General features: G+C 62.2%; 11 protein-coding genes. 7 read left to right on the top strand and 4 right to left on the bottom strand.

Features of this window, described 5'->3' with window-relative positions:
* Window positions 1-351: DnaA N-terminal domain-containing protein (locus AC07WT_RS21190; RefSeq protein ID WP_494948353.1), on the bottom strand; the 351-nt coding region annotated here is incomplete at its 3' end.
* A 384-nt stretch (window positions 352-735) separates the two neighbouring features.
* On the opposite strand from AC07WT_RS21190, the gene rpmH reads away from it, so the two are divergent.
* From rpmH to yidC, 4 genes are all read left to right on the top strand, one after another.
* The gene (gene rpmH, locus AC07WT_RS21185) at window positions 736-870 is read left to right on the top strand and encodes a 50S ribosomal protein L34 (protein WP_004198824.1); all 135 of its coding nucleotides are present in this window, start codon (window positions 736-738) and stop codon (window positions 868-870) included.
* Window positions 871-893: 23 nt separating this feature from the next.
* The gene (locus AC07WT_RS21180) at window positions 894-1,373 is read left to right on the top strand and encodes a ribonuclease P protein component (RefSeq protein WP_492590720.1); all 480 of its coding nucleotides are present in this window, start codon (window positions 894-896) and stop codon (window positions 1,371-1,373) included.
* Window positions 1,374-1,470: 97 nt separating this feature from the next.
* Window positions 1,471-1,701 (top strand): membrane protein insertion efficiency factor YidD, encoded by a 231-nt coding sequence (gene yidD / locus AC07WT_RS21175; RefSeq protein ID WP_492590821.1) that lies wholly within the window; start codon window positions 1,471-1,473, stop codon window positions 1,699-1,701.
* Window positions 1,702-1,731: 30 nt separating this feature from the next.
* Entirely contained in the window at window positions 1,732-3,390 is a 1,659-nt protein-coding gene (yidC, locus tag AC07WT_RS21170) for a membrane protein insertase YidC (protein WP_492590721.1), read from the top strand.
* A gap of 118 nt (window positions 3,391-3,508) precedes the next feature.
* On the opposite strand, the gene AC07WT_RS21165 is transcribed toward yidC, so the two are convergent.
* The gene (locus tag AC07WT_RS21165) at window positions 3,509-3,925 is read right to left on the bottom strand and encodes an XRE family transcriptional regulator (protein WP_494948352.1); all 417 of its coding nucleotides are present in this window, start codon (window positions 3,923-3,925) and stop codon (window positions 3,509-3,511) included.
* A 348-nt stretch (window positions 3,926-4,273) separates the two neighbouring features.
* On the opposite strand from AC07WT_RS21165, the gene mnmE reads away from it, so the two are divergent.
* The 3 genes from mnmE to AC07WT_RS21150 all read left to right on the top strand — a co-directional run bounded on the left by mnmE (window position 4,274) and on the right by AC07WT_RS21150 (window position 7,472).
* Entirely contained in the window at window positions 4,274-5,674 is a 1,401-nt protein-coding gene (gene mnmE, locus AC07WT_RS21160; protein ID WP_494948351.1) for a tRNA uridine-5-carboxymethylaminomethyl(34) synthesis GTPase MnmE, read from the top strand.
* Between the two features lie 174 nt (window positions 5,675-5,848).
* Window positions 5,849-7,063 carry a tyrosine-type recombinase/integrase gene (locus tag AC07WT_RS21155; protein ID WP_494948350.1) on the top strand — a complete coding sequence of 405 codons (1,215 nt, stop codon included), beginning with the start codon at window positions 5,849-5,851 and terminating at the stop codon, window positions 7,061-7,063.
* 247 nt (window positions 7,064-7,310) lie between these two features.
* A complete protein-coding gene (locus AC07WT_RS21150) occupies window positions 7,311-7,472 on the top strand; it encodes a hypothetical protein (RefSeq protein ID WP_494948349.1) in 162 nt (53 codons plus the stop codon).
* Window positions 7,473-7,576: 104 nt separating this feature from the next.
* Here AC07WT_RS21150 and AC07WT_RS21145 read toward each other — a convergent pair whose 3' ends face one another.
* Together AC07WT_RS21145 and mdeB are read right to left on the bottom strand one after the other, a co-directional pair.
* Window positions 7,577-7,906 carry an ecotin precursor gene (locus AC07WT_RS21145; protein WP_494948348.1) on the bottom strand — a complete coding sequence of 110 codons (330 nt, stop codon included), beginning with the start codon at window positions 7,904-7,906 and terminating at the stop codon, window positions 7,577-7,579.
* Between the two features lie 291 nt (window positions 7,907-8,197).
* Window positions 8,198-10,957 (bottom strand): alpha-ketoglutarate dehydrogenase, encoded by a 2,760-nt coding sequence (mdeB, locus tag AC07WT_RS21140; protein WP_494948347.1) that lies wholly within the window; start codon window positions 10,955-10,957, stop codon window positions 8,198-8,200.
* Between the last annotated feature and the right edge of the window lie 80 nt (window positions 10,958-11,037).

Below are 11,037 nucleotides of genomic sequence, written 5' to 3'. Positions count from 1 at the left end.
GGCGCCCACCGCTGCGTCCACCGCGGCAACGGCCATGTTGCCGCCCATCGGCGCGGACAAAACCGGACGCGCCGGTGCCGCTGCCGCCGGGGCGCGCATGCCTGCTTTGGGGTCCAACACGAATTGCACGTCCACCGGTGCGTGCCAGAAATCGCGGGCCATATCCGCGATGCGGCCGGAGAACTGGCTCTTGACCCAGTCGAGCTTGAAGCGGTTCGGCGCAGCGATGCTGAGCGTGTTCGCAGCGGCGTCGAAGGCGACCGGGGCCAACGGTTTGATCCACGTCACGTACTGCTGGGGCGTAAGCTCACGCTCCAGCAATGCGGAACAGTGTTGCCAGAAATCGTTCATCGAGTTGCTGTCGTTATGGTGTGCACGGCGGTTCGCCGCTGCCACTGTCGCGCGCACGCAACAAGGCCCTGAGCAGCCAGGCGTAACGGCTCCAGGCGCTTGTTCCACAAGGGTTTGCGGGGCAAGCGAGCCGGAGCGGCGTGCAGGATTCTTGGAAAGTAAGGCGAGATTCTAACGCCAAATCGGACCCGAAAGGGAGTTATCCACAGGGACTGATCACTTGACAAAGCGCGCCGGGCCCGCGGCCGAACCAGGCTAAACTATTGACGCCCAACAGAAAACCGGTTTAAATAGCGGGTTCCGCGAAAACCAATTCAGTGAACCTCCGGCCATTGCGCTTTCAGCGATGATCGCGCGGTTATTTTTCGATCAAGTGAGAGCAACATGAAACGTACTTACCAACCTTCAGTTACCCGTCGCAAGCGCACCCACGGCTTCCGCGTTCGCATGAAGACCGCAGGTGGCCGCAAGGTCATCAACGCACGTCGCGCGAAGGGCCGCAAGCGCCTCGCCATCTAAGGCAGGCGAGCGGATTGCGCGCTGTGACCGAAGCCCGCGGTGAAGCGGGAACGGCTGGGGCGCAGCAACAGGGCTCGGTTCCGTTGCGAGCGCAAGCCGACTTCCCCAAAGCCGCGAGGCTGCTAAAAACGGATGAATTTTCATCCGTTTTTCGTTTGCGACCGTGGCGCCGCACCGCGCACTTCGTGGTGTACGGCCGGCCCACCGGCAAAGACGCTCGCCTGGGTCTCGTGATCGGCAAGAAGTATGCGCCGCGCGCGGCCACGCGTAATCTGGTACGTCGAATCGCGCGTGAAGCCTTCCGGCTGCGGCGCGCCGAATTCGGCGGTTGGGATGTGCTGCTGCGTTTGCACACGCGCTTCGACAAGAAGGCTTTGCCGAGCGCCTCGTCGCCGCCGTTGAAGGCGCTGTGCCGCAGTGAAATCGAGGCGCTGCTCGACAAGGCAGCGCGCGAAATTGTCCGTCGCGAGGCGCCGCCCGCGGAAGCGCCCAAGACGGAATGACGCTCAAGTGACCGCCCATACCGCAGCGTTGGCAGCGCTGCTGCGTGGGCGTCGCCCGGTACTCCACGTTGCGCGGCGCTGTCAGGCCGCACCAGCCATGCAAACGGTACTCATCGCTTTACTGCGTTTCTACAAGATTGCCGTGAGCCCCATGCTCGGCAACCGGTGCCGTTTTTACCCTTCCTGCTCTGATTACGCGCGCGAAGCAATCCAGTATCATGGCGCCGCGCGCGGGACTTATCTCGCCGCCAGGCGTATTTGCCGCTGCCACCCGTTTTCCGCGGGCGGCATCGATCTCGTCCCGCCTCCCACTTCTGAAAAGCGCTGACGCGCCGTTCCATCGACACTGAGACAACGCATGGATATCAAACGCACCGTCCTATGGGTCATCTTCTTCATGTCAGCGGTCATGCTGTTCGACAACTGGCAACGCGATCACGGACGCCCGTCGATGTTCTTCCCGAGCGCCACGCCGACCAAGGCCGTCGGTAGCGCCGAACCGGGAACCACGACGCCGGGAACCCAGCCCGCCGATCTGCCGGCCACCAATGCAGCAGCGCCGGGCAACGCGCCGGCGGCAACGCAGTCGCAACTGATCAAGTTCAGCACCGACGTCTATAACGGCGAGATCGACACCCGCGGCGGCACGCTGTCGAAGCTGTCGCTCGTCAAGCAAGGCGACGGCAAGCAGTCGGAGCTGGTGATCACGCTGTTCGACCGCACTGCGAACCACACGTATCTGGCGCGCACGGGTCTGCTCGGCGGCGACTTCCCGAACCATAACGACGTCTACACGCCGGTGCCGAACCAGCCGCACGAACTGACGGGCGACGCCAAGTCGTTCCAGATCAGCTTCGAGTCGCCGGTCAAGGGTGGCGTGAAGGTCATCAAGACCTACACGTTCACGCGCGGCAGCTACGTGATCGGCGTCGATACGAAGATCGAGAACGTCGGCACGGCGCCGGTGAGCCCGTCGGTCTATATGGAACTGGTGCGCGACAGTCAGCCGGTGGAAACGCCGCGCTTCTCGCACACGTTCATCGGACCGGCTGTCTACACCGATCAGCATCACTTCCAGAAGATCGACTTCAGCGACATCGACAAGAACAAGGCAACCTACGCGAACACGGCCGACAACGGCTGGATCGCGATGGTGCAGCATTACTTCGCGTCGGCGTGGGTTCCGCAGCAGGGCGCGAAGCGCGATATTTACGTCGAGAAGATCGATCCGGCGCTGTATCGCGTCGGTGTGAAGCAGCCGGTGGCGACGATCGCCCCGGGCCAGTCGGTCGACGTCGCGGCACGCCTGTTCGCCGGTCCTGAAGAAGAGCGCATGCTGGAAGGCGTCGCACCGGGCCTCGAACTCGTGAAGGACTACGGCTATGTGACGATCATCGCGAAGCCGCTCTTCTGGCTGCTCGAGAAGATCCACAGCTATGTCGGCAACTGGGGCTGGGCGATCGTGCTGCTCACGCTGTTGATCAAGGCGGTGTTCTTCCCGCTGTCGGCGGCGAGCTACAAGTCGATGGCGCGCATGAAGGCGATCACGCCGCGCATGCAGGCGCTGCGTGAACGCTTCAAGGGCGATCCGCAGAAAATGAACGCCGCGCTGATGGAGCTGTACAAGACCGAAAAGGTCAATCCGTTCGGCGGCTGTCTGCCGGTCGTGATCCAGATTCCGGTGTTCATCTCGCTGTACTGGGTGCTGCTGTCGTCGGTGGAAATGCGCGGCGCGCCGTGGATTCTGTGGATTCACGATCTGTCGCAACAGGATCCGTTCTTCATCCTGCCGGTGCTGATGGCCGTCTCGATGTTCCTGCAGACCAAGCTGAACCCGACGCCGCCGGACCCGGTTCAAGCCAAGATGATGATGTTCATGCCGATCGCGTTCTCGGTCATGTTCTTCTTCTTCCCGGCGGGTCTCGTGCTGTACTACGTCGTGAACAACGTGCTGTCGATCGCCCAGCAGTACTACATCACGCGGATGATGGGCCAGTCGAAGACGAAAGCGGCCTGACGATGTCAGTGGCGGGCGGCAGTAGCGCCCGCCGGTTGTCGGAAACTGAAGAAGCCAGCTGAAAAGCCGGCCGCAAAAAAGCCGCCCGGTTTGCGCCGGGCGGCTTTTTTATTGGGCTTCAGGGTTCGCCGTCTATTTGATCGTCAGCACCGCCATACAATTCCGTGATCATTTCTTCGACCAGATTTCGCTGACGCGGCGGCAATCCCGCAAGCCTCGAAGCAAGCTCAATCATTTCAGGCGACAGCGGATATTTCTCGCCGCGCGCGAGCGGTTTGACCTTGCCCACAGGCGGTGGCCCGTAATGCAGCCAATGGACATCCTTTTGCAACCAGGTGGCCAAAACCTGCAACTTATCGGGCTTCGGAATCGTCGTACCTGCGAGCCATTTGTGGGCGGTTTGCGGCGAGACAGCGGGGCCGCTGCTATAGAGCAGATTGAATTTCCTGGCTAAATCTGTCCCACCCTTAATATCTTTAGGGAGTGAGTCTTTCAGCCGTTTGGCGAAAGCTACTTTTTCTTTGGAGGTCGGCATGGCCCGATTGTGCAATTCAGCGCATAATCAGTGGACAACCGCTCACGCTAGTTTTTAGCGTAAATAGGCTATTTTTAGCCTGAAATGGCCATCAAATAACGCTTTTCGCGATTTCGTCGAATATCGCTTTTTCCTTCTGCAGCGTGGACTTCAGAGGTTTATGCGCGTCAAGGAGTCGCCAGCGCGTCTTAATCCATCTTAGCTTATTTGAGATAAATCCTTATTTGTCTGATGAGCTGCGCAGAGCCTTAGGAGTCCCTTGCCCTTGAAGGTGCGCGCGAGTGCCCGCGTTACAATGCCCGGCGCCCGCTGGCGGGCGTTTCAATCTCTTCTGACAGCTTCCTTCCCATGCTCACCACCGATTCCGATCCGATCGTCGCCATTGCCACCGCGCCCGGCCGAGGAGGTATCGGAGTCGTGCGGATTTCGTTTGGCCGCGCAGCCGAAACGGCGGCCCAGCCGCTGATGCAAGCGCTCACCGGCCAGACGCTCGCACCGCGCCACGCCAGCTACGTGCCGTTCCTCGATGACAGCGGCAACGCGCTCGATCGCGGCATCGCGCTGTACTTTCCCGCGCCGCACTCCTACACCGGCGAGCATGTGCTCGAACTGCAAGGTCACGGCGGCCCGGTCGTGCTGCAACTGGTCTTGCAGCGTTGCATCGACGCCGGCCGCGCGTTCGGTCTGCGTCTGGCCGAGCCGGGCGAGTTCACGCGCCGCGCGTTTCTCAACGACAAGCTGGATCTGGCGCAGGCCGAAGCCGTTGCCGATCTGATCGAGGCCAGCACCGAGGCCGCCGCGCGCTCGGCGGGGCGCTCGCTCGACGGCGCGTTTTCGCGCGACATTCACGCGTTGGTCGAAGAGGTGATCACGCTGCGGATGCTGGTCGAAGCGACGCTCGACTTCCCGGAAGAAGAAATCGACTTCCTCGAAGCCGCGGATGCCCGCGGCAAGCTCGCGCGGATTCGCGAGCGGCTCGCGCACGTGCTGAGCGAAGCGCGGCAAGGTGCATTGCTGCGTGAGGGCTTGTCGGTGGTGCTCGCGGGGCAGCCGAACGTCGGCAAATCGTCGCTGCTGAACGCGCTGGCCGGCGCGGAACTGGCCATCGTCACTCCGATCGCCGGCACGACACGCGACAAGGTTGCGCAGACCATCCAGATCGAAGGCATTCCGCTGCACGTGATCGACACCGCCGGCCTGCGCGATACCGAGGACGAAGTGGAGAAGATCGGCATCGCACGCACGTGGAGCGAGATCGAACGCGCGGACGTGGTGCTGCATCTGCTCGACGCAAGAACCGGCATGACCGCCGAAGACGAGACGATCGGCGGCCGCTTTCCGGGCGGCGTGCCGGTGGTGCGGGTGCTGAACAAAACCGATCTGACTGATTTGGCGCCGGAGGTGAAATTGCTCAGCACGGCGGCAGACGTCGATCTGAGCGAGGTGCGGCTGTCGGCGAAACAAGGCGACGGCGTCACGCTGCTGCGCCAGGAACTCTTGCGGATCGCCGGCTGGCAAGCCGGCGCGGAGAGCGTGTATCTCGCGCGCGAGCGGCATCTGATCGCGCTGCGCGCGGCAGAGGAGCATCTGGCGACGGCCGCCGCACACGCCGATCAGAACTCGCAGGCGCTGGATCTCTTCGCTGAAGAGCTGCGTCTCGCACAGGACCAGTTGAACTCGATCACCGGTGAATTCAGTTCGGACGACTTGCTCGGCGTGATTTTCAGCAGGTTCTGTATCGGCAAGTAGAGAGTTTCCGAATTTTGCGGGGAAAAGCCCGCTATGACTGGTATAGCAGCCTCGTCATGCATTACTTCCGAAAACATTCGACCAGGCTTCGTTGACCCAAAACAGCCCAAATCTTTGGTACACAGCGGGTACACGGTTTAGAATCGCGTCTGTCCGTGAGTCAACGATTCGAGAATGCCAAAACTAGCCGCGCCCCTAACCGAAACTCAGATACGTGCGCTAGAACCGCGCGCGACCCGATATTCAGTAGCCGACGGCAACGGCCTGGTCATCGAAGTCATGACGACCGGCACAAAAGTCTGGCGTTTCCGTTATTCGCTCAACGGCAAGCGGCAGCCGCTCGTCACGATCGGCGACTACAGAATGATCTCGCTGCGGGTCGCCCGCGCGAAGGCGCAAAAGTACGCCGAAATGGTCGCAAGCGGCGTCTCGCCGGTGGCCACGGCGCGCAGAGACCGTGGCGCGGAAAGCAAGGCGGACGTTCTGCGAGAGGGCGCGGAGCTCTATCTCGCGACGGAGATGGCCGGCAAGTCGGAAGAATATCAACGCACCACGCGGCGGGCACTGGAAAAGGACGTGTTGCCCTCGATTGGCGGCAAGCCGATAAAAGCCGTGACTGCCGACGACATCCTCGCGATATCCGACACGATCAAAAGCCGTGGCTCCCCAAAAATGGCGCTGCATACGCGCAATGTGGTGAAGCGGCTCTATGAGTATCTGATCGCCCGCCAACTCGCGACGACAAACCCCGCGCAGGTCATTGCGGCCCGCTCCATAGCTACATCGGACAGCCGCACCCGCGTCCTCTCCCCAGGCGAAATCGGCACGATGCTCCGTTCGATTTACGCATCGAGTATCCGGAGACCGCTGAAGCTAGCCTTGCACCTTCTGGTGCTGACGATGGTTCGAAAGTCCGAACTCGTCGAGTCGACGTGGTCCGAATTCGACCTGGACGCAGCGCTCTGGACGATTCCGGCCGCGCGAATGAAGAAAGACCGGGGCCACGACGTGTATCTCTCGTACCAGGCGGTTGCGATGCTTCGGGAGTTGCGCGGCGGCACGGCTAGTCGAAATTTCGTATTCCCGACCGTCAGGGGCGACGACCGGCCCATCGCGAAGAGCACCCTCAATCAAGCCGTCAAGGCACTCGGACTCGACGTGGAACATTTCGTTTTGCATGACTTTCGGCGCACCGCGTCGACGCATTTGCGCGAGTTGGGACAGCCATCAGGCGCGATCGAAAAGACCTTGGCGCATACGATCAAGGACACCGCAAGCGCCAATGGCGTGGAAGATGCCGCCGAGCGGCGCGGGATCTTGCAGCGCTGGGCAGACTTCGTCGATACCCAGATCCAGGGCGGCCGAAATGTAGGGACGGGCCCGTTCTGATGGCATCCGGCAGATAGGGCGTTGCCCACCTTACCGAAGACAGTTCCCATTCGATGGTTGGTACACAGAGCCACGTAGACCATATGCAAGGTGCTGTAGAAAAACGAAAATTTATCTCCCCACCAGGTTCCTCTCGCGTCGATAACAACGCGTTCGCGCTCTCATCACTTTCAACGCACAGCGCCCTTTTCTCTCGCCATTCATCGCCTAAACTGAAGCATGCGCGCAACCCGATACGGAGGCTCCCATGTCTGAATCGTTGATGGCTTATTTGCTGGGACCCCTGGTGATGCTGGTGGTCGGCGTTGCGATCTGGGCTGCGTCGCACTATAGCCACAAGACAAGGCCGGAACGCCTGGAGCGCTGGCTCGATACGCACTATGCGGAATGGTTGCATCACAAACACTGAGCACCGCACAAATGAAAAGGCCGTCGCATGCCGCGACGGCCTTTTTGTGTAGCGCGCGATTATCATCAGCTGCGCGCGCCGGCTCGCCCCACCTATCCGCCTGTTTACCACCCCGGCGGAGGCTCCTGCGGATAACCGTAGTACTGTCCGGGCGGCGGCGCACCGCACGCGACGTACGCACGCTGGTACTGGTCAAAGCAGTATCCCGGCGGCGGCCCCGCATAGACAGGAGCCGGTTGATACACCGGTTGCGCGTAGACAGGCTGCTGGTAAGCCACCACCGGCGCCGGATTCAAAGCGGACGTCACCACGGCGCCGAGCAACGCACCGCCGATCAGCGCGCCGACCACATCGCCGCCATTGCCATGAGCCGACGCTTGTCCGGTCACACTCAGACTTCCGACCATCAACAACGCCACTGCAATCTTTTTCATGTCTGACTCCCCGCCGTTTAGGCATGAAACAGATTGTGTATGGCGCGCGCGGAAATAGATGCTGCAAGTGGTAACGGGGAATTACCGGTGTAACGCTGAAACCGCTCTTCAAAGCCGTTGCTGTCGCCTTTGCAAGACCATCGCAACCCACCTCCATTCCCCCGATCAATCTAGAATTCGCCGCACGGTCGAGTCCTGTCTCGGACGCTCGTCGGATCTCGCGGCGCGATTCGGCGGCGAGGAGTTTGCGGTCGTGGTGCCGGGCGCGTTTTCATTTGCCGCGGCGTTGCGTCAGCATTGCCATGAAGCTGCGCCTGCGGGAGCGTCGCCGCGATACTTCCGGCGCGCCTCGGCGAGCGCGCCGGCTTCGAGCGCGCCTTCGTCCACCAGTGCTTTCAACGCCGCGATCACGATCGCCGTGCGGTCCACTTCGAAGAACTCGCGCAATGCCTGGCGCGTGTCGCTGCGGCCGAAGCCGTCAGTGCCGAGCGTCACGTAGCGGCGCGGTACATAGGCGCGGATCAGTTCGGGCACCGCGCGGACATAATCGGTTGCGGCGATTACCGGACCTTGGGACGCTCCGAGCGCTTTCGTCACATACGGCGCCTCCGTCGTCTCGCCATGACGCGCGAGGCGCTCAGACTCCATACCGTCGCGCTGCAACTCGGTGAAGCTGGTCACGCTCCACACCGCGGCTTCGATCTGCCAGTCGTCCTTCAGCGCCCGTTGTGCGGCGATGACTTCGCCGAGGATCGCGCCCGCGCCCAGCAACTGGACCTGCGCCGCTTGCACCGCTTGCGTCTGCGTCTGCGTCTGCACCTGAGTACTCAGCGAATAGATCCCCTTCAGGATGCCCTCGCGCAGCGCCTGCGGATCGCCACCGGGCACCGAAGGTTGCGCGTAGTTCTCGTTCATCACCGTCACGTAATAGAACACGTCGCGCTGCTGTTCGACCATCTCGCGCATGCCCTCGTCGACGATCGCCGCGACTTCATACGCGAACGCCGGATCGTAGGCGCGGCAGTTCGGAATCGTCGATGCCGCCAGATGGCTCGTGCCGTCCTGATGCTGCAAACCCTCGCCGCCGAGCGTCGTCTTGCCCGAGGTCGCGCCGATCAGGAAACCGCGTGCGCGCTGATCCGCCGCGGCCCAGATCAGGTCGCCGATGCGCTGGAAGCCGAACATCGAGTAGTAGATGTAGAACGGCAGCATCGGCAGGTCGTGCACGCTGTACGACGTGGCCGCTGCAATCCACGACGACACCGCGCCTGCTTCGGAAATTCCCTCTTCGAGAATCTGCCCTTTGGTGTCTTCACGGTAATAGAGCATCGAGCCGAGGTCCTCCGGCTCGTACAGCTGCCCGAGCGGCGAATAGATGCCGACCTGACGGAACATGTTCGCCATGCCGAAGGTACGCGCCTCATCGGCGACGATCGGCACCACTCGCGGCCCCACTTCGTCGTCCTTGAGCAGCGCGGTCAGCATGCGCACGAGCGCCATCGTCGTGGACATCTCGCGACCGTTCGAGTCCAGCGCGAATTGTCCCCAGGAGGACATCGGCGGGACGATCAGCCCCTTCGATGCAACTCTCCGCCTTCTGGGCAGATAGCCTCCCAAGGCAGCCCGGCGAGCATGCAGGTATTGCATCTCTGGGCTGTCGTCCGCTGGCTTGTAAAACTTCACCTGTTCGACGTCCTCATCCGTGAGCGGCAGGCGGAAGCGGTCGCGAAACGCCTTGAGGTCGTCGAAGCCGAGTTTCTTTTGCTGGTGCGTGGTCATGCGGCCCTGGCCTGCCGCGCCCATGCCGAAGCCCTTCATCGTCTTCGCGAGGATCACCGTCGGCTGGCCGCGATGCGCCAGCGCCTTCGCATACGCCGCGTGCAGCTTGCGCACGTCGTGACCGCCACGGCGCAAGCGGTCGATGTCGTCGTCGCTCAACTGCGCGGCGAGCGCCGCAAGCTCCGGATTCTGGCCGAAGAAGCGTTCGCGGTTGTACGCACCGTCGTTCGCCGAAAAGGTCTGGAACTGCCCGTCGACGGTGTGCGCGAACGCTCGCAGCAACGCGCCGGTGCGGTCGCGTGAAAACAGCGGGTCCCAGTCCGAGCCCCAGATCACCTTGATCACATTCCAGCCGGCGCCGATGAAATGCGCCTCGAGTTCGTCGATGATGCGGCCGTTGCTGCGCACCGGACCATCCAGGCGCTGCAAGTTGCAGTTGATCACGAACACGAGGTTATCGAGCCCCTCGCGGGCGGCCAGCGACAGCGCGCCGGTCGATTCCGGCTCGTCCATTTCGCCGTCGCCGAAGAAGCCCCACACCTTGCGGCCGTGCGTTTGCGCAAGGCCGCGGTTGGCGAGGTAGCGCATGAAGCGCGCCTGGTAAATCGCGTTGATCGGGCCAATGCCCATCGAGCCGGTCGGGAACTGCCAGAAGTCCGGCATCAGCCACGGATGCGGATACGAGCACAGCCCCGGTCCGGCAATCTCGCGACGATAGTGTTGCAGGTGCTGCTCGCTCAAAAAGCCTTCGAGATAGGCCCGCGCGTACACGCCCGGCGACGAATGCGGCTGAAAGTACACGAGGTCGCCTGTGCCCTCCTCTCCGCCCGGCGCCGCGGCCCGGAAAAAATGGTTGAAACCGACCTCGAACAGATCCGCCGCCGACGCATAGCTCGCGATATGCCCGCCGAGTTCGCCATACGCCTGATTCGCGCGCACCACCATCGCCAGTGCATTCCAGCGCAGCGCGGCGGCGAGACGCTCTTCGAGTTCGAGATTGCCCGGATAACGCGGTTGCTGCCCGAACGGGATCGTGTTCTGGTACGGCGTGACGTTGATCCGCGCCGATTCCACGCCCAGCGACAGCGCATACTCCGCGAGCTTGTCGAACAGAAACTGCGCGCGCTCGCGGCCCACGTGCGCGACTACCGCGTCCAGCGCCTCCAGCCATTCGGCGGTTTCCTGCGGATCGGCGTCCTCACGCTCCACGCGCTCCCCACCCTGAACATTCAGAGACCGCAACTGCTCGCTACCGCTGGACAAATCCGTCATGGCGCCACTCCCGCATGGAGGCATTCGGTTCGAAATCGAGTGAAATAATGGTACCCATCCATGCGCAAAATGAGCGTCTC

Source organism: Paraburkholderia sp. GW821-FHT02A12 (assembly GCF_059422005.1).
This window is presented reverse-complemented; position numbering and strand designations above follow the sequence as displayed.